The organism is Providencia sp. Je.9.19, assembly GCF_051129765.1.
Classification (GTDB): domain Bacteria; phylum Pseudomonadota; class Gammaproteobacteria; order Enterobacterales; family Enterobacteriaceae; genus Providencia.
The window spans coordinates 207,853-230,743 of record NZ_JBCPSS010000006.1 but is presented as its reverse complement, the minus strand read 5'-3'; the positions used below and the strand labels follow the sequence as shown (position 1 = coordinate 230,743).

Below are 22,891 nucleotides of genomic sequence, written 5' to 3'. Positions count from 1 at the left end.
AGATGATGTAGATGCGCAGCAGTCAGTGGTACAAGCCACGATGACTGAAGGTGCCGTGGGCTTCCGTCGTTTCGAAGTGGTGTCGGGACAAAAAGCCATGACAGTGTTGAGTTTAACGGATGGTTCGCATCCTCCGTTTGGCGCGCAAGTGAAAAATGCCAAAGATCAAAATACGGGAATTGTCGGTGATGCAGGTAGTGCCTATATCAGCGGTATTAACCCAGGGGATGTAATGACGGTGACATGGGGAGAAAACAAGGCATGTAAAGTGACCTTCCCAGTACAGTTGGGCACTCTTGAGCGAGCACTATTACTGCCATGTACCCCTGTTGCAAGTACAGCTCTTTAGCCACCAGAAATTACGCAACGTTAAGTGTAATTAATAATTGATTTTTAATGTAAATAGGTTGCTCGGCCGATAGTCGAGCAACAAAAAATAGGTCATTACAGCATGAAAAAGATAACTCAACTCAGTGTTATTGCAAGTTTAACGGGTCTTATTCTGTGTTCCTCTGCTGCAAATGCTGCAGTGTCAATGGATCGTACTCGCGTGATTTATGACGGTGGTCAAAAATCAATTTCTTTAAATATTTCCAATAACAACAAACAGTTGCCTTATTTGGCTCAAGGTTGGATGGAAAGCGCTGAAGGTCAAAAAATAAATTCACCATTGGTGGTACTACCGCCGGTTCAACGCTTAGAACCGGGTAAATCAAGCCAAGTAAAAATCGAAGCACTGCCAGCCGTAAACATGCTCCCTAATGACCGTGAAAGCCTGTTCTACTTTAATTTGCGTGAAATTCCGCCAAAAAGCGACAAGCCAAATACATTGCAGATTGCTTTACAAACTCGAGTGAAGTTGTTCTATCGCCCGAAAGCGATTATTCCAGAGAAAAATACAGCACCTGCACAAGATAAGCTGACGTTAGAAAAACAAGGTGAAACGGTGATGTTGAAAAACCCAACGCCTTTTTATGTCACCATTATTAATGCAGCGGCAACCACAAAATCGGATGCAAAAGATTTTACCCCCGTGATGGTTGCGCCTTTTGCCAGTGAAAATATCGGTGTTAGTGCCAGTAAATTGGGTAGCTCACCAGTACTGACTTATATCAATGACTACGGCGGTCGCCCAGAGTTGAATTTCCGTTGTCAGGCTTCGAGCTGTCAGGTTATTCCTGAAACAAAATAATTGATTATCTCAGGCCTGTCGGCATGAATGGAAAGGAGAGAACTATGACTCAACAAAAACTGACTCAGCATATTCGCAATAGCCTCTTGGTTTGCCTATTTGTAGGAGCGAGTAGTTTGTCTGCTTTTGCAGAAGACAATAATCGAGCGTTGTATCGTCCGAGCGATAACTGGAATGTTGATGGTCAACATGGCGTGTTGTATGTGTCAGGTTCACTTACTGAAAGTCCATGTCGATTGGCAATGACCTCTAGTTACCAATCGGTGTTATTAGGCAATACAGAAACGGCAGAATTAAATCGTGTGGGTGGACAAGGTCGCCCAGTTTCATTCCAAATTGAATTACTCGATTGTTTAGAAACCTCGACCTTATTAGAGAATGTGAGGACAGGGCAAACCGCGTGGAGTTCAACTCAACCTGCGGTAAAAGTACGCTTTTTAGCACCCACGGTGCCATTTATGCCGAACTATGCAAAGGTGAATGGCGCGCAAGGTATTGGTTTAGTATTGCGTGATAGTCAAGGAAAAACATTGCCACTGGGTGAAGAAAGTAACCCCGTTTTATTGGTTTCAGGGCAAGAAAAATTAACTTATTACGTCACGCCAGTCAGAACCTCGGGTCCATTAGAGCCGGGCGCTTATTCTGCATTGATTGCGTTTGAAATGATTTATGAGTAATAGAGGGCTGAAAATGAAATCGATTATTGAGAAAATAAAAGATAAAAAGCCCTTTAAAACATTAGGTTCGCTGATGGTAGCGAGTGGGTTATTACTCATAAGTGGGCAGAGCATCGCAGAGGTATTTACTATCCAAGTCAAAGTTACTGTGGTGGAAAAAACCTGTGATATTTATGGTGATAATGGCAAAGATGCTCCAATCTCAGTTGTTTTTCCCGATTTGATTATTAATCAAATCAATGGCGTTGCATATGGTGAAACACCGATTAATTATTATTTGGATTGCGAAGATTCAGCTGATAACCCCGCACTAAAAATTCAATTTATTGGGGTTGATGCTCAATCTGTACCAAATAGTACCTTTAAAACTGTTGGCAAGTTAAAAACAACAGATAATAACTTAGCAATTAAAATTAATGCTAATAACAATCAATTGAAGCTGAATGATTGGTTTCTTTTTAACTATAAAACTCAACCTAAATTAACGGCAATTCCAGTTTCCAGCGATGAAGGTGGGATTAAAGGTGGTGAATTTACTGCAACGGGTACACTCAGCGTGGAGTATCAATAATGTCTATTTCAAAAAAACAGAGACGTTGGGCGTTTAGTCTTATTGGTAGCTTAGCATTATTGAGCTATAGCACTGCAAAAGCTGTTGAAGTTAATTTTTCAGGAAATTTACTTGAAAATCCACCTTGTGAAGTGGCGGGACCTGATGGCCCAAATCAGCCTGTTAAAGTGCAATTTGGTGAAATAGGCATTACCAAAATAAATGGTATCAATTATCAACAGGATTTCACTTTAACGTTAAGTTGTGGTCCTGAATTGGGTAACTCAGTTGGATTATATCTTCAGTATATGAGTCCTTTTGTCGCGTCATATGACAGTAAAGCACTAAGCACAAGTATTAACGGATTAGGGATTCGCTTGTATCACAACGGTGTGGTGGTAGGGGTAAATACAGGGTCAAAGATGATTATGTCGAGTAATGGAACGGCTACATTACCATTATATGCAGTGCCTGTTCGTGATCCAAATCCAGCCATCACTTTGCGCGAAGGTGATTTTACCGCCTCTGCAACAGTACAAATGTTGTATCCCTAAGGAGCTTATTATGAAAAATCATTGTGTTATTGGTGGTCTTATTTTTACCTTAGTGGGTGCGTTACCGATAAGTGCTTTCGCAGATAATAGTAACACCATTGAATACAGCGGTACGTTGATTGCCTTGCCTTGTACAGTCAATCCTGATTCCGAAAATGTTTATGTCTATTTTGGCGAAAACGTCAATGCGAAAGACCTGTATACAGGTCAACGCGGCGCTTACAGCGATCGTGAGTTTAATTTTTACCTCGATGATTGTGATATTTCATTGGGTAATACTATTTCTGCTAAATTTACTGGCAGTGCGACGGCGGATGGCATGTTAAAACTGGACCCCATCAGTGAAGCTTCGGGAGTCGTCGTCGGGCTGGAAACAATAAGTGGGAAGGCATTGCCAGTTAATGATACTAAAGTAGAGTCAGTATACCCAATTAAAGACGGTAATATGGTTATTCCTATTCGAGCTTATTTAAAAGCTGATGCAGATGCTATGAAAAATAAAACCATTAAGCCAGGCTGGTTCACAGCAACGTTAACTTATACGTTGATGTATGAGTGAGATCTAAAGGCATAAAGCGCTGGAAGTGTTATTTAATTAATTTTGATATTTGGCATTTATATTTTCAATAACAGGATAAAAATGAAAAACGATGGTAGACAGCATAGTTAACTTGAGCAGCGAATAAGCGTTAAATGTAGGAGTTACGATCAGAGCGTTTGACGAAAAAGATTAATAATAACAATGAAATTAGGAAATACTCTCGTATGTGCTGAAGTAAAGGCAAATTGAAAAAAGGAACACGCTTGCAGCGTTATGAGCAAATTCATTAACGATTAATGTTTGAGTGCTTGCGTATAATGAACAATCTTAATGATACAAATACGACTATTATTGAGATCCTCTGATAAGGTTTCTAAAATGAAATTCCGTAATACCCTAATGACTGTGCTAATGGGGCTGTGTGTTTATAATGCTGCATGGGGCGTGGCCCTTAACCGCTCTACTTTTAACTTCTATGATCGACATTTGGGCATAGCACGACCGGAAACTTACACTGGTGGATATCTGCTACCTGGTCGTTATGAGGTACAAGCTATGTCTACAAACTCTTTTCCTGGCTGTTCAGGTTCAGGTGGTAGCTTCTGTGCTGAAGTTGACGCTCGCCAAGCAACTTACAGTGGGGGGATTTTACGGGTGACTACGGGAGGAGTACAAGCACCATTTCCCGGAACTGCAGGGCAAACGTGCTCTATCTGGGGGATAAACGCAGTTGCTTTTTTTGGTCAGCATCCCCATTATTATGATGAACCGAGTCAAAGCTTAATGTTTCCAACAGCCTCGGATGCGGTAGATCCAAATAGAAGTGCTTGGGCTTTCATATCCGTCAGTGAGCGTATAGAGGTACCATTCTCTTGTTATGAACTTGTTAGCGGACCTAAACGTTCATTCGATCTTGCTTATCCTGGAGAAAACTACTATATAGCGACTTCTTCTACACGCACTTATGAAAATATGTATTATCCGTATTTTGGTGGGGGTCCATCTATAAAAGCGCTGGGGCCTGATGTTACTTTGTCACTGCAATCGAATGCACTATTGTGCAATTCCAGTACTTGGAGTAAAGGGGATTGTATGTTATCTCGATATGCAGGGTGGTATGACTTTGGAACAGGTGGCGGGTTAACCCCTATTGAACCTGCGCAATGTGAGTTATCGGGGTCAACGACACTGGATTTTGGGACGATTTCAAAGAAAGATGCTATTGGTGAGTCATTGCGAACCGTATTGACAATTCAGTGCTCAAAAAATGCCACTGTTAGGATGCAGATTCTTGATAGTACACTTTCGAAAGAGGGGTTAGAGGTCGGTATAGCATTTGGCGACACTGATTCAGTGAGTCATCTGCAGAATGTAGGGAAAACTCCCGTTGAAGTATCAGTTGTCGCACAAATTAAAGGGATAGCTGAAACTACGCCGGCAGGAGAGTATGCTTTCAGTACGCCATTAGTGGTGACTTATTACTAATATTAAAAGCCCTGAGTCTATGACTCGGGGCTTTTTTGCATTCAGGTTCGCCTATTTTTATTGGCTTATACTCAAGTGTAAATTCTTTATAACAATTTACTCCCAACCTATTTACGCAATGGTCACTTCTCCTTTTCTTCCTTCCTTGCATTACTAAACTGTAAATAAGCTATAAACTTTTATTTCTTAATGCCGATAATCATAAGGTGGCGTTATTTAGAAGATTAGTATTATTAGTTATCAGATAAATCAAGCATGTCTAATATGGAAGATTTATAGCTATATATGGTTTTGGTGATATCTATAAAATTTTTCATTTAAATATGAATAAGAAGATTCTCTTTTCGTAGAAAAATTGCTACTTTTAAGATAATTCCTGTAGCTGGCATTCTTTCTTCATTAAATTAATTTTTTCTTTTTTTAATAAAAAAAGTAATGATTTATAGATGTTTGATTTTGATCAAGAAAAAATATTGCGAGGTTTTTAAGTCTGCATTGGTAATATTTTACGGGTAAAAAAACTTTATTACTCCTTTTAGGTGTTGGTGTAGATTTAAATTAATTCTATTTGTGTTCATTTGTAACAAAATGAAAAAATAAGCTAAATTAAGTTTCTAATCATAACGTGATTATCGATAAATGATATTATATGTCACTTATAATTAACATTCTATAAATAATGTTTTTTCCAGTATTTAATTATATTAATCAAATATTTAATATAACTAAAGTCAAATAAGGTACGTACTTTCCCTCATTAAAAACAATGTTATTAACTAAATATTTAGTTATGATAGTTTAATCCTATTAAACTTCATTATTTCCATCGGTTTAAACATTTTTACTCATATTTTAATCTGTCTATATTAAAAAGGAATTAATAATTAATACTATTAGAAAATAATAATTAGATTAAATTTATTTTTTGGGAATTAAGTTTATGGAATCAAATAAGATAAGTTATTACGCTGGTCGTTTTTTGCGTAAAGCAAGAAAAGATAAAAATATGACGGGGCAGCAATTAGCAAAATTAATGCATGTTAGCCAACAACAAATATCTCGATATGAAAACGGAAAAACGCCATTAACAATAGATACATTAAGTCAAATTTTAAAGTTATTAGATAAAACTTGGCCTGAGTTAATTTTTTTTGTCCAAGAAGAATCTAAGTTTGATAAAGATGAGGATGAATTTTATTCATTAAGTAAACATTTAATCAACAATCTTTTTAGATAATTAATGATTTTTATATGAATTCATATTTAGTGTTTTTATTATTTTTTTTCACTAAAATTTAATTAACGATTATGTTTTATAAAAAACACAAATAAAAGTGTTTTTTGTACCATGTATTTGTTTTTTTTACCCTGTGTTTGTTTTTTGAATAATAAATTAGAGAGAATAAAATGTTTAATAAAAAAATAACGGCTGTAGCGCTATCTACAATTATTGCTGCTTCTTTCACTACTATTGCTAATGCAGATACTCGTACCGCTCAAGCGACGGCAACTTGGCAAGCGACAGCAATTAAAGATACAACAAGTATGTTGGTTGTAACGCCATTAAAAAGCTTAACTTTTAATTATGCAGAAGGGCAACAAAGCTTTAATCAACAAAATGGAGCTTTTGATGTTGCTATTCAAGGACAAACTGGTGCAACTGATTTTAAATTAACATCAAAGATTATTGCAAATACATTATCTAGAACTATTGATGATTCAAAATTAATGGTTGGAGTTAAGTGGAATGGCGAAGATTTAGATAAAACAACAGATACTACACTTGTTGATGTTTTGGCGGGGCAAACTTCTGGTCTGGATAACTTAGCGGCAGATGGTGTTTATAATGGTGCTGACCGCGCAACAGATCGTGGTGAATTCACTTTTGTTATTGCAAGCGCCGAATCTGCTGGTGCAGCTGCTGAATTTAAAGATCTCACTGATGGTGTTTGGGATGGCGATGTGAAAGTTCAATTTACTGCAAATTGGGAAGGAACTTTCACTCCAACTCCATAGTTTATTCATGTTAATTAAATAGAAAATTTTATATTACGATAAAGATAATATAAGGAAATAGTATCTTTATCGTTATCTTATTTGAGCTTTTTTATGAAAAAAATAATACTTGCAGTTATTTTATTATCAGTGGTACCAATAAGAAGTAGTTTAGCGGTAAATGTTGGTAATATAACAGAGATAATGTCTTCAGAAGAGGGGATGCTATCAAAAGAAATAGAAAATACAGTTGATACTGCAAGATTGGTTAATTTAAGTATCGAAAAAATAGATTCTCCGTTAGAGAATGGAAAGTTAATTGAAATTAATGATCCTAATGAAATATTGTCAACACCAGCGAATATTATTCTTCCGGGGAATGCTAAAGATATATTCAAGATAATTTACCAAGGCCCTAAAGATGATAAGGAACGTTACTATAGATTAAATTGGAAAGATGACCCAATTAGTGAAAGTGGAATGACTAAGAGTTCAAAGTCTGCTTCTGCAACAACATCAGCAACAATTAGCACTATACTTGTTGTTGCACCAAGAATTGAAAATTTTAATTATAAATATGAAAAATACCAAGTCGCTAATATGGGAAATACCTCTTTTCGTGTAGTTGCATCTGGGCCTTGCTTGACGGAGAAAATTAAATTCGGAACTGAAGGGATCTGTCGCGAGCGTTATTATCTGATGCCGAAGTTAGCAGTGAAACTTCAATTAGTCGATATAAATAATAAAAAAACAAGCATTGGTATTTGGCACAAAGGAGAGTTCATTGTTGTCAAATAATTAGGAATGGACTTTAATTATGCGCAAGAGTGTTATTGCATTATCAGTAATGAGTATTATTTTTTCAAATGCTGTTCATGCCAAGGACATAAAACGAATCAAAGTGGGTGATTTTATAATTCCACCTGCTTTTGTTATGGCTTTGGAAGAAGGGATGTCTATCCCAGTATTCTTGCGACTAGACAATGAAACACAAAAAAATCAAAGTAAAGATAAAATAGCTGATGCTACAATTGTTATTGATAAAGGGAAAATTAAACTTGCTAATATCCATTTGTTAGATGCAAATCAAGGGCCTAAATTAAATAATTTATTAATTGAAAAGTTAATAAATAAAAAGGATGCTTTTTTTGATACAAATAATGGTATAACAATTGATAATGACGCTACTTTAAAACTCAATATATCATCTTTTAATTTATCATTAGATGTTGATAAGACTGCTTTTTCTCCTAAAGAAAAAATTAGAAAATTCTCACTTGGTGACTCTTCTGTAAATACGATTTCAGCGGTGGCAAATTACGATCTTGGCGTTTTTCAAAGCCAGATCAGAAAGGGAAAAAATTCATCAAGTAGTTATTTCAACTTAGATACTTTATTGGCAGTAGCTGAGCATCATATTAACGTTAACGCATCAGCTTACAGTATTGGAAAATCAAATTCTAATATTGAGCTTTACCGTGCGATGTATGAACGTGATTATAATGGATTGCGTTTTGCTTTTGGATTAATGAGTACGTGGAACCTACAATCTATTGCTAGCTTGACAACATTAAATAGTAGTAAGGTTTATGCTGCTTCTATTGGTAACAATTCATCCAGTATCGTTGTTAATAAGCAACATTCGCTAACACCAATTTATGCATTTTTAAATAGCCCAGGCGAGGTACGAATTTATCGTAATGGGAAGTTATTAAATATTCAAAATTTTCCAATGGGAAGTTATGAAGTTGATACCAGCATTCTACCATTTGGTATTTATGAGGTTACAGTTGAAACTGTTATAGACGGTAAAATTATTACAACACAAAATCAAACTATCAATAAATCCTTTGGTTCTAAAGGTATTAATTTTGAAAAATTGAGCTGGGAAATTTATGGTGGCTATATTGATTTTGACAAGAAAAGATATGTTCGAGGTAAATATAATCAGCGTAACTCGTTAGATAAGAGCTATTTATTTGGTGCTTCAGCTGCAAAAGGTTTTCCTGTGCTATCAGGACTAAATATACAAATGTCTAACTATGGTTATGACAACTTTTTGGTCAATGAAAGTAGCGCAAATCTTTCTTTAAATCAGTATATGTCAGTTTCTTGGCAGGGAATGATTGAGAATCATGGTAGTCATCGAAATATTGCGACGTTATCCGTAAATATACCTGAAGGGTATGGGTCTATATGGGCATCCAAAGAAAAAGCTGTTATTAAAGGTGATTTACCTGTCTATGATGCTGACAGTTATTCTTATGGTGCAACTATGAACTTCGATAAAGTTATTGAGCGTACTGGTACTTTTACTATTAGTAGTACAACAGATAAACGCACTAGAAGCGATTCAATTAACTATGAATATGCGAATACATTATTTTCAGGTCGTTACGGTACTGTCGGTTTAAGGGCGGGTGTTCAGCGTTATCATTATGACGACCAAAAAAGTATGAATGAAAAATTTGTGAGCCTTGATTTTTCACTTCCATTAGCGACATGGTTAAGTACAGGGGTCTCTTCAAGTAATGGTAATGTTAAAGCTAATATTTATGCGAATAAAAATTTTGAAGATTCTGCTATTACTAATATAGGCGGCTCAGTTTCTAAATTAGTCAAAGATAAAAATAATGGAGAATCTGATATTTCCACTATGGCTTATGCATCTTATGACATGAAATATAATTCTGGAATGATAACAATTAACAGGCCTGATAATAATCGACTTAATGGTAATTTTACCTCAAGAGGTGCTGTAGCTTATAGTGATGGAATTGTTATGCCTAGTGGGCAGCAAGGTAAATCAGGAGTCATTATTAATTCAGATATTTATGGAAATGGCAGTATGACTGCTCGCGTTAATGGGCAAAGTTATCCAATTAGTGGGAAAAACACCTTTATTCCATTATCACCTTATTCAAACTATGACATTCAATTAATGAATGATGCAAAGTCTAAAGATAGTTTTGATATTGTTTCAGGACGAAATAAGTTAGTAACTTTATATCCAGGTAATATTGCTATTTATAAACCAGAAGTTAGGCAGCTTGTTACTGTATTCGGTCGACTTAAATCGCCAGATGGTGAGTTTATTAAATATGCATCGATCCGTAATCATATTGGCAGAACTAAAACAGATCAAAATGGTGAGTTTTCCATGGATGTTGATATTCGCTATCCGGTTATTTCTCTTCTACAAGAAGATGAGAAAACAATCTGCGAAGCCGATTTAAATTTAGCAGGCGCGCGTGGTGCATTATGGCTAGGTGATGTGACTTGTGATCCACAAAGAATAGTTGCGCAAAGACAATGAGAATTTCATGATGAATAAGACGATTTCCACTATTTTTTTGACGAGTTTTCTATTAGCTAGCGATATTGCTTTAGCTACAACTGTTACTAACAGTTATGTTTTTATCGAAAATGGTGTGGATAGTGAATATTTTATTACACCGAAAACGACTGATCCCCGATTTTCTGGAGCTAATAAATATACCCGCTATTCTGGTAGCTCACAATTAAGTTTGGGGTATATGGGATACGTTAATACTAGTATTAGAGCGAACCAAAATGTTGATATTTGGTTAGAGAATTCGCCAATAGATGGACCTTTTACAGGAAATAGATGTATGCGTGGCTATTGTGGCGATGATAGCGGCTATTGGCCTGCCCAATATATTGGCAGTGATGGTGCGTATAAAATAGTGCAGAGTGATGTTCGAGGGGAATCAACCTATGCGCGAGGGATATTTAGTGATTCAACCTATCGGTATTTCCTATCTGTACCGGTGGGTACTGTAGAAACGTATAGCTATAGAGCTTGTATGACCACAGTCGATTATGATCCTAGTCGGGGAGAGTCTTGTCGAGGTGTTGGTGGCAATATTATTGCGTCACATGAGTTTGTAATAACTAAATCAGGCCATATTAAATTAACGGCTACGGGGGCAATGCAAGAAGTTTATATTGATACTAACGGTAACCCAAGCCTTGGCCCGGGTGCAGAGTTTTGTCGCTTGGGTACAGTTTCTCGAGTAGATGGTTTGATTTGTCAAATGATCAATCATGAAACGACAGGGGATATTTTTACAAACATTCGGTTAGGACTAAAAATAAACTCGACTTTAATTCCGTTCACGCCAACAGGAAGCTCAATAAAAATTGGGCCTGATGACGGAAGTGATAATTGGTATAATTATAATACAACTTATAATGCTAATTATTATTTTACAAACAATAGCAATCATATTGCTATCTTTTTCTCAAACACCTTTTTTAAACAACTGATAGCTCAAAATGTAGATTTTACGAATAGCCAAGACTTTTTTACATTCTCATTTACTAATACAGCTGCACCCCAATCTGGATTCTATGAGTTTACACCTTCAAACCAATTAGTGATTAAACCACGAGATTATGGAATTAGCATTGTTCCTAGCGATTTCGTACCGAATCCATCGAAAACGGGGAAAGTAGGCGCATCAGAGCCGCCTATTGAATTTAATTATATTGTTACGACAAGTGGCCCAAGGCAGGCTGATTCAATTACAGCTCGAGTAGAAGGGCCAAATATTAATGTTAGTGGGCGAAATTATTGTTTGTTCACATCCGATGATGACAGATATCAAGTGCCATTTTCTGCTTATCTTTCATTTAAAAATGCCTCAGGTATTGAGGAGTCGTATCGTTCAAATTGTGATAGTACTGAAATTTCTATGAAAAATGCACTCTGGGTAGAAACACCATGGGATATTCCTAATCAAGATTTAGGGTCATTTTACCGTACAAATTTAGATTTAAGCTTTCCAATGAACGACTCAAATTCACTTTTTACTTTAGATGGTATTGATTGGTTAGGTACCGTTTCTGCGAGTGGAACTGTTGTTGTAAAAGCTATTTGGACTGGGCCAGATGTACATTAGAGGCTTCGTCGTTTCTATAGTAAATGAAAATGGTCTGTTTTAAGAATAGTAGCTATTTGGGATATTAAATGAATCAGTTAGTTCTAATCGATAAATTTATATATGATGAAAATAAAAATTCCTTGTAAAAACATATTATTAGTTTTACTCCTTTTGTCTTTTGGGAGAGCTTATGCGTTGTATATTAGCTCTGATATATCGTCATTAGAGGCAAGTAAAACATTTTTTTCAAAATCCTATATTAATGATACTAAAAAGACCAATTTGTATGATTTTAGTGCATATAAAATTGATAAACCGGGAAGTACAGAAAAAGGGCAGGCTATTATTGATGGGGAGATTATTTTTACACCACTAAAAAAAATCTTACTACCCGGTGAACAGGAGTTTTTTAAAATTTTTTATCGCGGAAATAGCGATGAAAAAGAACGTTATTACAAGATTATTATTAGTGAAACACCACTTGAAATGCAGAGTGAAAATCGACGTGAAAGACAATCTTTGTTTTATCCTACTATGAGCCTAGAAACCTATTTTGTCGTGAGACCAAAAGATATCAATTTTAAATATGAGGTTAATACCAATGAAGGGGTGATAAAAAATATCGGTAATACCTATTTTCGAGTCATCTTACACGATGATTGCAGTTCTGAGGATGAAACGCCGTTAGTATTATATTTGTTACCACAGGAAGAGTATCGAGATTCAAAAGTAAAAAATAAAAGTCGAAAATATATTGTGATTTTTGATAAATATTATCCTATTGGCAATTGTGAAACATTCTAAATAAATGGGTTGAAATTATAGGTTTAATTTATTGATTGTTATGCATAACGTGATTGAAATGATGAAAAATCAAGAAGGAGGCTAATTTTAGCCTCTTTTTTTTGAATAAGATAAATAATGATAAGAAAAAAATTATGTTTAACATGATGGTTTGGCAGAATTAAGTACATAAAACAATTAAATTGGTTTAAGGATAGCCCGGTTAATAACTATGAAAATTTACTATAGAGTAACAAATTAGAATTTTGCAAACAATACTTCACTTAAATTTACAAAGTAAGTCGTAAATGGATTTGTTTTATTTTATTAGTATGATTAACTCAATATAATTGCTTAAAAGATAACTAATATATTTTTAGATGAATTATTATAAAAATTTTTATAAAACAAATTGTTATATTGAAATTAAATTATGTCATTATGTGACTTTGAGGTTTCCATTAATTTCAATATGTAAAAAATTATTATTTTTAGAGTTTAATATTAATTAACTAGTCATTTTATGATTAAAGCAAGATTATTAACTATTTCAATAGTTCTGTTTGAACATCGTTTATTATAAAAATAGTATTGTTTTGGTTTTTAACGCTTACTTTACGCTTGATTTGTGTAATTTAGATGCCACAGCTAAAAGCCATTGTTAAAGTATGGTTTTTATTTTTTTTATTTGGCATTAGAATTTACTTCCCTTGTAAAACACTGTGATTGTTTGTTTTTACTATACAATTCACTTGTTTTTAGGAGTAAAAAAGCCAAAATGGAATGAATTAGTATGAATAATTTAATATCAACGACTAAAGATCACATAGCAATTGCCATCGGCTATGAGCTTTCAAAGTTAAGAAAATTACGAAACCTATCGGGAAAGAAACTTGCTGAAATGATAGATATTTCACAGCAACAGATTTCTCGATATGAAAGAGGTACTTGTCGTATCAATACCGACACATTAGTTTATTTATTATATAAATTAGGTACCTCTCTTGATGATTTCTTTATTGGTGTATCTTTGAGATTAAAAGAAATAGATCCTGAATTATATAAAAATTATCGATTTCTGTTTTATCCCTTAACTAGAGATAGCTATAAAAAATATTTTAAATTTGATGATACATCTCATTTTGGTTGACGCTATTCTATTGAATTTATTTTTAATTAATTTTATTAATTAATTTAATGGGTTTTTAGCTGCACTTATTTATTATATTTGTGTAGTGATAAGCTTATGTTAAATATAAATTGAAATATAAGAAAATAATTCAATATCTAATATTGGGTTGTCTTTGCTGTGTATTTTATTTAAATATTAGAGAGATTATAGTATGACATTTAAAAAAATTGTTCTCACTACTACATTATTTGCAAGTACTGCTGGTATGAGTTTAAGCACGAGTGCTTCACCATCAGCAGAAGTTACATTACAAGGTGTTATCACGAGTACAACCTGCGATGTGACGATTAATGGTGGGAAATCTATTTTAAACGTTGGTGTATTTAAGCCAGCAGATTTCGTGGCAAATAAAATGTTAGGTGCCGTCAAGATGCCTGTCACACTAACTAATTGTAAAGCTGATGAAACGGGTGATTTGATTATTCAAGGCTTAACGTCTGTCGCTAATAATGACCAAAATATTTTTGTTAGTAATGATGCAGAAAAAGTTGGTTTCATGGTTGCGCAAGATGATGGAAAAACGATTGTTAAAAATGGTCAACGTATTGGTTTGGATGCTAAAGAAGATGGTGTGACTGAGTATGTCTTTACCGTTGGTATGGCTTCTGCTGCCGCAAATCCTGAGCCAAATGCTTACAGCGCTCCTATCTTAATTTCTTATATCGTTAATTAATTTATCGGTAACTAATGCGAGTTAGCAGGAGATATCTCCTGCTAACTCTAATAAAGGTTGTGTGGATGATGCGTATTTATCGTTTTTTGTGGTTGAGTGTGATGAGCCTTTATTTTTTTTGTACTCATGCAATGGCCGGGATATCTCTAGATAGTACTCGAATTATTTTCGCGGAAGGTCGTGAAGCAAAAAGTCAATCGATAGGTGTGACAAGCAGTACCCAGTCAGTAACTCCTTATTTGGTGAAGGCGCAAGTGATGGGAGATGTTCGAGGGATACAAATGCAAACGCCTTTTTCTATAACACCATCACTTTTTCGCTTAGAACCAGGAAGTTCTAATCAGTTGCGGATATTGAAGACTGGAAATCAAGTGTTGCCTCAAGATAGAGAGTCTATCTTTTACCTTCGAGTCATGGCGCTACCATCAGGGCAAGAAAAAGAGTCTACATCGACAATAAAATTAGGTGGTGCTATTACAGTGTCAACTGGAAATGTGATTAAACTTTTCTATCGCCCATCTAAATTATTAATGACCCCACAGCAAGCGATGGCGTCACTGCAATTTTCACGCCACGGGCACGTATTGCAGGTAAATAATCCAACACCTTATTTTGTCACTTTATCATCACTGTCTTCTGGGGGGAAAATCGTTCCAATCAGTGTTCGTGAGCAAAATACAATGATTGAACCTTTTGGAACAATGGCGTACCCGGGTGCAAGTGTGGTGGGAAAAGTGACATGGAAAGCCATTAATGATTATGGCGGAACGGAGGTTTTCCATGGCGTTATTCGATAACTCAATGGTTTTAAAGTTCTTTATAGGAATGAGTGCATTATTTAGCAGTTCGGTAGTGCTTGCCACATCAGCATCTGTCGAATTTAGTGCAAAAATTGCCTATGAGGGAGCTTGTGAGATAGCGGTACCACCAACGGTAATTTTTAATCATGGCGAAGAGATTTTACCGAGCCAAATAGAGGCAAAGGATGCCGCGGCGAAAAAAAACTTTAATTTGATGCTGACTAATTGCAACGGGGTTGGTGTGACACCGAAGATTAGTATCGTAGGCCCTTCAAATGCTGATTATGGCGATGATTTATTTTTAGACCCTATTGGTACTACATCAATCGGCTACGGTATTTTATTGAAAACTGAAGGGAATGCAACGTTCCAACCAAATGTGAATTTAGCGAGTAATAAAACCATTTCAACGGTTGATCATTGGGACAAAAGTACGAGCTTGGACACTATCAATGGCGCATTACCTATAGTGGCTATTTTAAGCTGTGGGCGTTGTGATGCTAAGGGACGTATTGGTGGTGAGTTGAATGCTACTGTGACTTTTGATTTTCAATACGATTAATTCATGAGGCGAACAATGAAATTACTGACCTTTACTTTTCAATGTATGGGAGGGCTCGTTTTCATGTTTACGATTAATTCGATGGTATTAGCGGCGGATCTTTCCATGATGGCATCAATAGCGAAGAAAGGCGTAGGGTGCGAAATAACCTTACCGCAGAATGTATTGACTTTTGCTCCCCTAAGTATGCGTCAGCTTAAAGGCCCAATTCAAGCTCACCAAATTAAGTCGTTAATTGTGCGCTTATCCTGTGTAAATGAAACTGAATTAATTAAGCCAATGCTGACCTTGCGAGGTATCACACCTTATGCAGAAGATTTGCATCAAACTGTATTTTTAGATGATACGCCTAACGGGGTTGGGTTCATGGTGCGTCAGTCACCGGATGATAAACCAATCGGGTTATTAGATTTTTATCAGCCTGATGCTGCGATTGGTAATGATAACACTGTGCAACCACTTAATGTTCTGAATAACGACAATCAATACAAAAGCGATAACGTATTGTGGGTTGGGATTGTAGGACCGTTGCAAAGTAACATTATTGCAGGGCGTTTTCATGCATCGCTGACCATCAATGTGGCATTTCAATAGTGGATATCGACATGAGGGTGAAACGCTTAATTGTATGTTTTAATTTGATAAATAAGACTGTATTAGGGTTTGTGATTGCCGTTTGGAGTGTAGCGGGTATTGCTGATACCAGTAGTAGTACGTTTAATTTCACTGCAATATTTGTGGGGGGAAGTTGTGAAATTAGCGCACCCACGAGCATTCAGTTTAATGATGGTGAGGCGTTACGGCCTTCTGAAATTGAACAAGGAATAGCCGCAACAACGCAGTCATTTAATCTTATTCTCAGTAAATGTAGCGGATGGGGATTAACACCTTCTGTCAAAGTGAATGGTCAGAAAACGTCAGACTTTGGTCCTGCACTTTTTCGCAATACGTTAGGTGCGATGGATTCAAATGGTTATGGAATTTTATTAGCGACAGATGGAAATACCTCGTTTGTTTCAAATCCTAATTTAGCCGCGACAGGGACAATCTTAGCTAAAAATTGGAATTCAGAGTCGCAACTGGATTCGATAGATATCCGCATTCCAATAGTGGCGAAATTGACTTGTGGCAATTGCGATTATGCAGGGCGCCAAAGTGGTGCATTTAAAGCGACGGTTACTTTTGATTTTGTATATGAATAAGGCTAGTGAGTTATCGACATGAACAATATTAGGCTCAAACAAGTTTGTACAACTTTAATTTTTGCTGCTTTGTTGGTCTGGGGATTACTTTTCGCCAAAGAGAGCTATGCAGAAGGCGGGCTTAGCTTAGATCAAACTCGAGTCGTGTTTGATGGAGACGCGAAGAGTGCCAAAGTGACATTAAACAACCAAAGTGAGCGTGTGTATTTGATCAATAGTCGAGTATTAATGACACCCGATGGGAATGAGAGATCGACAGCAGTACTGCCATTTATGGTGACGCCTCCTTTGTTCCGGTTAGAGAAAGAAAGCCGCAATACAGTGTTAATTTCTCGCAATAACATTTCGGGCTTACCTACTGATCGTGAATCTTTATTTTATCTGAGCTTTTTAGCAATTCCATCAATAAAAAAAGGTAGCGAAGAGGTAACGGAAAAAGGATCAACCACGACACAAGTGTCTTTTGGTATCCGTATGTTAATTAAACTATTTTATCGGCCAACTGGTTTTTCGATGCCAGTATTGGCAGCGCCTGAAAAATTGACCTTTGTTCAGCAAGGTATGCAATTACAAGTTACTAATCCGACGCCTTATTACCAGACGTTAGCGCAACTGACACTTAATGGGCAGTCTATCAATGTGCGTGAACAAGGTGCGATGATAGCGCCATTTTCAACTCAAACTTATCAAGTGAAAGCGCAAGCGCATGATATTCATTGGTCTGTCATTAATGATTTCGGTGGGTTAAGTGAAACCTTTCATTGGGCGCAATAAGTGAATGAGGAGTAGGACGATGAAGAGCAAGTACACCCTATTTCCGAAAGGTATTCATAGCTTGGTGATTATTTTATTCTTAGCCAATATTTCAGTAGCGAAAGCCGAAATACCGAGTGAGAGTAATGGAATTGTCTTGCAAGGCACAAGGGTAATTTATCCTAGTAATGAAAAGAATGGCATTACTTTTACGGTGACTAATCGAACATCGCAAGTCTATTTATTGCAATCGAGGGTTTTGTCGTGGCCAGTTTTGGCGGCTCAAGATGACTTGCAATTATCGGAAGAAACGAAAGGTGAGGTGACCACTAATGCGCCATTTATTGTGCTGCCGCCGTTAATTCGTTTTGCACCTTTGGATGAAATGACATTACGTATTCGGTTGACAAAAAATACATTACCAGTAGACCGTGAATCAGTATTCATGTTGGCGTTAAAAGCCATTCCAGCACAATCAGACTCTGAAGAGCGGTCTGGCGCAAAGATGGTACTAGCCTTGCAAAATAGCCTCAAATTATTTTATCGCCCTGAAGGTTTACCTTTTATGGACGGTGATGAACGAGCAAAACAATTGCAGTTTTCACATCAGGGTATGCAGCTTGAGGTTAAGAATCCAACACCTTATTACGTGACGATGAGTGATATTTCTGTCGATATGGATTCTGTATCGTTTGAGGGACATTCCATGATTGCGCCTTTTTCGGTTGAGCATTATGGACTCTCTACGTCAGGTGGTCGCTCGGTGAGTTGGCAAATTATCGATGATAATGGGCTTAAATCCACGGTACAAACTCAGAGACTAAATACCGCACTTTAATATTTCCACACAAATTTTTTTACGATGGAACACAGCCATTGGGGGTTAGTGTGCCTGTTGATTAATTGAGATAGATGTATGCAAAGTATTCGAAAACAAAAAATGAATAAAGCGCAGGGGCTGCCAATGCTTTTTCGCTTAAAGTTATTAAGTGTGGGCGTAATATTGGGCGTGTCGCCATTGGCTTACTGTGGAGACTATTTCGATCCGAGCTTTTTGACTTTGAGTGGTGAAAATAGCCAAGTTGATTTGTCGGCATTTAGTCAAGAAGGTGGTGTTGCCGAAGGGGATTATACGGTTGCCGTGTTTGTGAACCACCAAGATGCAGGGCAATTTACGCTTCATTTTGAAAAAAACGTGAAACAAGTCATTGTGCCTGAATTAACGCCTGCTCTTTTGGCATCATGGGGGGTGAATGTGACCAATGTGCCAAAGCTTAAATCGTTACCTTTGAAAACCCCAATTGACGATTTAGCGGCTTATATTCCGCAGGCGACCACAAAACTAGATTTGGCGCGTTTGCGTTTAGATATCAGTATTCCGCAAGTGGCGATGAATTCGGTGTTAGCTCGTCAAATGGACCCGGCACTGTGGGAAGATGGTATTTCTGCGTTGATATTAAATTATAGCCTCAGTGCAGGTCGAAACCGTAACCATAGTGCGAGTAACAGAACTTCACAGGCCGATAATCTATTTGCTTCAGTGAGGGGGCGTGTCAACTTTGGGCCGTGGCGCTTAAACAGTACGATGACTCATACCCGTTTTGGCTATAGTGGGCAATCGGAGCAAGGAAATCGAACTCAGCAACAAACACGTTTTTCGAATACTTATTTGTCTCGTGATATTCGTGGGCTACGCTCGACATTATTGGTAGGGGAAGCCAGTACCGGAGGTGAAATATTCGATGGCGTGCCATTTAAAGGAGTACAACTTACCTCAAATGAGCAAATGTTACCGAGTCAGCTGCGTGGTTATGCACCTGTGATTAGTGGTGTTGCCAATACAAGTGCCCGTATTACGGTGCGTCAAAATGGCAATGTGGTGTATGAAACCTATGTGGCACCGGGGCCTTTTTATATAAATGATATTCAACAAGCTGGATTATCTGGCGACTTTGATGTGACCGTGACGGAAACTGATGGTACTGAACGCCGCTTTATTGTGCCTTATTCCGCATTGCCGATGATGTTGCGTCCTGGTAGTTGGAAATATGAATTAACAGCGGGGCGTTACAATGGCTCACAGACTCAAGGATCGAAGCAATCAGATTTCGTGCTCGGTACGGGAGTGTATGGTTCACAAAGTGGGATCACATTATTCGGTGGTGTACTTGCAGCAAAGGATTACCAATCCATCAGTGCGGGGTCGGGGATCTCATTAGGGGAGATTGGCGCAGTTTCGGCAGATATTACTCAGTCAGTTGCCAAGTTTCAAACAGTGGCGGGGAAATCTGATCGCAAAACGGGTCAATCATACCGGTTACGCTATTCGAAAAGTTTAGTCTCAACGGGTACATCTGTAGATTTAACGGCACTCCGTTATTCGACAGAACATTTTTATAATTTTAGTGAATTTAATAGTCAGGGCTATAGCCTTGAAGAGGGGGTCACCCCATGGACTTTGCAACGTCGTCGTAGCAGCTTCCAAACACAATTAAGTCAACAATTAAACGGATACGGTACGCTACATTTTCGAGCGCATCGAGATGACTATTGGGGGGGAAGTAAAACCTTAACAGGATTATCCTTGGGATATAGCGGAACGGTGAAAAATGTCAGCTTTGGTGTGAATTACAATGTTGACCGAATGAAAGATACAAATGGAAATTGGCCTGAAAACCGTCAAATCAGCGTCAATATGAGTATTCCTTTGCGTGTTTTTGGTTATTCAGAGGATTTACAGTCTATCTATGCGACTTCGACGATGACCCAGGATAATCAAGGGCGGACACAAAATCAAATTGGGCTGAGTGGTAGTCTAGTTGATAGTGCGATGTCGTACAGTGTCTCACAAAGTTGGGGAAACCAAGGGCAAACAGCGGTTAGTAATGTCAATTTAGGATATCAAGGCAATAAAGGTAGTTTAAGTACGGGGTATAGCTACAGTGGTGATTCTCGTTCCATTAATATGAATGCCAGTGGTGGACTTCTAGTTCATGCCGGTGGGGTGACATTATCTCGCTCAATGGGTGAATCAGTAGCGTTGGTCAGTGCTCCTGGTGCGTCTGGAGCCCACTTGACTAATGGTAATGCGACCGTAGATTGGCAAGGCTATGCTGTTGCTCCTTATTTATCTGATTATATGAAAAACAGCGTGGGAATCGATCCGACAACATTGCCTGAGGGGGTGGATGTAACGCATTCAAATGTAAATGTTTATCCAACCAAAGGGGCGGTAGTTAAGGTGAATATTGCCACCCGCGTTGGTTATCAGGTATTAGTGACGTTGAAGCAATCAAATCAGCAACCCGTACCATTCGGTGCTATCGCAACATTAATGAATGCTACTAGCGCGGATGAGGTTAGCAGTATTGTTGGCGATATGGGGCAAGTATATCTAGCGGGCCTTCCTGAAGAGGGGGAATTATTAGTTAAATGGGGAGAGACACCAGACCGCCAATGTCGAGTGAAATTTGCACTTACGCATTTGAACATAAATTCAGATAACCCAATACGCCAAGTGACTTATACCTGCAACAGTGTAATTGATAAAAAAATTATGTTAGCAGAGCCTAAATAAGTAGAAATGAGTTCTATTCTACTCACGTTAGAACATGAAAAAAATAATCAAAAACGTATATTTTTACGTTGAGTTCATATTAATTGAGATGTTGGATTTCTGAAGGTGAAAATAAAATGCCAATAAATTTATTAAATAAATAATCACTTATATTTCGTAGTGATGGAATAAATTTCAATTTAATATAATGTAATGAAAAGGGCGAGCTTAATGATATTTAAATTAAAAAATAGTTATTATCGATGGATAGTCACTATATTAATTGGAATTGGGTACTTTTTGGTAGGAATGAATAATTCTTATGCGGCTAGGATTAATGCTTCAATTAATGAAGGTTTTATACCAGTAGGCTCTTTTTCAGGTTCAGTCACTGTTCCTGCGAATACATATTTAAATGAAAGTGACTCCTTATATTCAGGCTTTGCATTTGCACTTACAAGTATGGGAGGGGGTATTTGTTCCAGTAACCAAAGCAATTGGAAAACAATTGATGGTTATTATGGATATGAATTAGAGACTGGCATTTTATTAATTATATATGATACAAATATTACAGGAAGTGTAATTTCTTCTTCGCATGGGACAGTAGCAGTTAATGGTACATTTAATCGTTATGGCGTTTTATCTGGAGCGATACCACCAAAAACAAATTCAGAAAATTGTTACTCTTATTTAACTGAAAGTTTTAGAACACCAAGCAAAACGACAATACAAATAAATGGTCAATATGGTTACTATATTTCATCTCGTGCAGTTGCCGGTTCTTTTTCATTACAAAGAATTGGGTTGCGACGGGCTCAAGGTCAGGGAACAAATGGTGATTACATTAATATTAATGCTTCTGATTTACTAACGGTCACCTATATTCCCCCATTGAATTGTTCTATATCCGCGCCACCAACCATTAATTTTGGCACAATTAGTGGGCTAGATGTGAAGGAGAATACATTCTTAGCACAACAAGTTGGAAATTTGAATATTAATTGTTCTAGCGATGATTTCAGTAGAGCGGCGAGTGTGAAGGTGCAAATCTTGGGTGAGGCGGTACCAAATTATAGCTATATTCTACAGCTACGTAATGAAAGGAATGAACCTGCCCCAGGAGAAATACGAGGTTGGATAAATAGACCTGCGGATCAAACCTGTAGCGGTTATGGAAGTGTAACTGATGGTTTATATTTTGGTGACAGCAGTAAATGGTATAGCAGTGGCGAGCTAAAAGTAGGTACAAATATAATTCCTTATGTCTTTAATTTGTGTGGCAGTGGCCACAATAAAGCCAATAATTTGGGGCGCGCAAGTGCTACTGCGACCATTAATCTTTTGTGGAATTAAATTGAGTGATGAGTTTAAGTGTAATACTTAAGCGTTCCACTTAAGACAAACATTGATGATAAATACCGATAAAAATGATAGCTCACTGCTAGCTATAATCATTTTACTTTGAC

23 protein-coding genes are annotated in these 22,891 nt (G+C 37.1%); all 23 read left to right on the top strand.

What is annotated here, in order from left to right:
- Positions 1-349 (top strand): FimD/PapC C-terminal domain-containing protein (locus AAZR93_RS18450; protein ID WP_434720682.1); only part of this gene is annotated, 349 nt, incomplete at its 5' end.
- A 102-nt stretch (positions 350-451) separates the two neighbouring features.
- Positions 452-1,192 carry a fimbria/pilus periplasmic chaperone gene (locus AAZR93_RS18445; protein ID WP_434720681.1) on the top strand — a complete coding sequence of 247 codons (741 nt, stop codon included), beginning with the start codon at positions 452-454 and terminating at the stop codon, positions 1,190-1,192.
- A 44-nt stretch (positions 1,193-1,236) separates the two neighbouring features.
- Entirely contained in the window at positions 1,237-1,869 is a 633-nt protein-coding gene (locus AAZR93_RS18440) for a fimbrial protein (protein WP_294108515.1), read from the top strand.
- 13 nt (positions 1,870-1,882) lie between these two features.
- Positions 1,883-2,440, top strand: coding sequence for a fimbrial protein (locus AAZR93_RS18435; RefSeq protein WP_434720680.1), 558 nt, complete (start codon positions 1,883-1,885; stop codon positions 2,438-2,440).
- Positions 2,440-2,973 (top strand): fimbrial protein, encoded by a 534-nt coding sequence (locus AAZR93_RS18430; protein WP_434720679.1) that lies wholly within the window; start codon positions 2,440-2,442, stop codon positions 2,971-2,973. Before AAZR93_RS18435 ends, AAZR93_RS18430 begins: the two co-directional genes overlap by 1 nt.
- Before the next feature lie 10 nt (positions 2,974-2,983).
- The gene (locus AAZR93_RS18425; protein WP_434720678.1) at positions 2,984-3,532 is read left to right on the top strand and encodes a fimbrial protein; all 549 of its coding nucleotides are present in this window, start codon (positions 2,984-2,986) and stop codon (positions 3,530-3,532) included.
- A 360-nt stretch (positions 3,533-3,892) separates the two neighbouring features.
- Positions 3,893-4,999, top strand: coding sequence for a hypothetical protein (locus AAZR93_RS18420; RefSeq protein ID WP_434720677.1), 1,107 nt, complete (start codon positions 3,893-3,895; stop codon positions 4,997-4,999).
- A gap of 940 nt (positions 5,000-5,939) precedes the next feature.
- On the top strand, positions 5,940-6,236 hold the full coding sequence (locus AAZR93_RS18415; protein WP_434720676.1) for a helix-turn-helix domain-containing protein: 297 nt from the start codon (positions 5,940-5,942) through the stop codon (positions 6,234-6,236).
- Between the two features lie 170 nt (positions 6,237-6,406).
- Entirely contained in the window at positions 6,407-7,015 is a 609-nt protein-coding gene (gene ecpA / locus AAZR93_RS18410) for a common pilus major fimbrillin subunit EcpA (protein ID WP_434720675.1), read from the top strand.
- A gap of 93 nt (positions 7,016-7,108) precedes the next feature.
- Entirely contained in the window at positions 7,109-7,792 is a 684-nt protein-coding gene (locus tag AAZR93_RS18405) for a hypothetical protein (protein WP_294109141.1), read from the top strand.
- Between the two features lie 19 nt (positions 7,793-7,811).
- Positions 7,812-10,310, top strand: a complete 2,499-nt coding sequence (locus AAZR93_RS18400) for a TcfC E-set like domain-containing protein (protein WP_434720674.1) — start codon at positions 7,812-7,814, stop codon at positions 10,308-10,310.
- 7 nt (positions 10,311-10,317) lie between these two features.
- Positions 10,318-11,919, top strand: coding sequence for a fimbrial protein (locus AAZR93_RS18395; protein WP_434720673.1), 1,602 nt, complete (start codon positions 10,318-10,320; stop codon positions 11,917-11,919).
- Between the two features lie 102 nt (positions 11,920-12,021).
- Positions 12,022-12,705, top strand: coding sequence for a fimbrial protein (locus AAZR93_RS18390; RefSeq protein ID WP_434720672.1), 684 nt, complete (start codon positions 12,022-12,024; stop codon positions 12,703-12,705).
- A gap of 772 nt (positions 12,706-13,477) precedes the next feature.
- Positions 13,478-13,834 (top strand): helix-turn-helix domain-containing protein, encoded by a 357-nt coding sequence (locus tag AAZR93_RS18385; protein WP_336430929.1) that lies wholly within the window; start codon positions 13,478-13,480, stop codon positions 13,832-13,834.
- A gap of 193 nt (positions 13,835-14,027) precedes the next feature.
- Positions 14,028-14,549 (top strand): fimbrial protein, encoded by a 522-nt coding sequence (locus AAZR93_RS18380; RefSeq protein ID WP_434720671.1) that lies wholly within the window; start codon positions 14,028-14,030, stop codon positions 14,547-14,549.
- A 65-nt stretch (positions 14,550-14,614) separates the two neighbouring features.
- Positions 14,615-15,346 carry a fimbrial biogenesis chaperone gene (locus AAZR93_RS18375; RefSeq protein WP_434720670.1) on the top strand — a complete coding sequence of 244 codons (732 nt, stop codon included), beginning with the start codon at positions 14,615-14,617 and terminating at the stop codon, positions 15,344-15,346.
- Positions 15,330-15,911 (top strand): fimbrial protein, encoded by a 582-nt coding sequence (locus tag AAZR93_RS18370; RefSeq protein WP_434720669.1) that lies wholly within the window; start codon positions 15,330-15,332, stop codon positions 15,909-15,911. The genes AAZR93_RS18375 and AAZR93_RS18370 overlap by 17 nt, the downstream gene beginning before the upstream one ends.
- Before the next feature lie 15 nt (positions 15,912-15,926).
- Positions 15,927-16,505, top strand: coding sequence for a hypothetical protein (locus AAZR93_RS18365; RefSeq protein ID WP_294108543.1), 579 nt, complete (start codon positions 15,927-15,929; stop codon positions 16,503-16,505).
- An 11-nt stretch (positions 16,506-16,516) separates the two neighbouring features.
- Positions 16,517-17,113 carry a fimbrial protein gene (locus tag AAZR93_RS18360; RefSeq protein WP_434720668.1) on the top strand — a complete coding sequence of 199 codons (597 nt, stop codon included), beginning with the start codon at positions 16,517-16,519 and terminating at the stop codon, positions 17,111-17,113.
- 18 nt (positions 17,114-17,131) lie between these two features.
- A complete protein-coding gene (locus AAZR93_RS18355) occupies positions 17,132-17,887 on the top strand; it encodes a fimbrial biogenesis chaperone (RefSeq protein WP_434720667.1) in 756 nt (251 codons plus the stop codon).
- A 19-nt stretch (positions 17,888-17,906) separates the two neighbouring features.
- A complete protein-coding gene (locus tag AAZR93_RS18350) occupies positions 17,907-18,704 on the top strand; it encodes a fimbrial biogenesis chaperone (RefSeq protein WP_434720666.1) in 798 nt (265 codons plus the stop codon).
- Positions 18,705-18,782: 78 nt separating this feature from the next.
- A complete protein-coding gene (locus AAZR93_RS18345; RefSeq protein ID WP_434720665.1) occupies positions 18,783-21,443 on the top strand; it encodes a fimbria/pilus outer membrane usher protein in 2,661 nt (886 codons plus the stop codon).
- 210 nt (positions 21,444-21,653) lie between these two features.
- Positions 21,654-22,778 carry a hypothetical protein gene (locus AAZR93_RS18340; RefSeq protein WP_434720664.1) on the top strand — a complete coding sequence of 375 codons (1,125 nt, stop codon included), beginning with the start codon at positions 21,654-21,656 and terminating at the stop codon, positions 22,776-22,778.
- Positions 22,779-22,891: the final 113 nt, after the last annotated feature.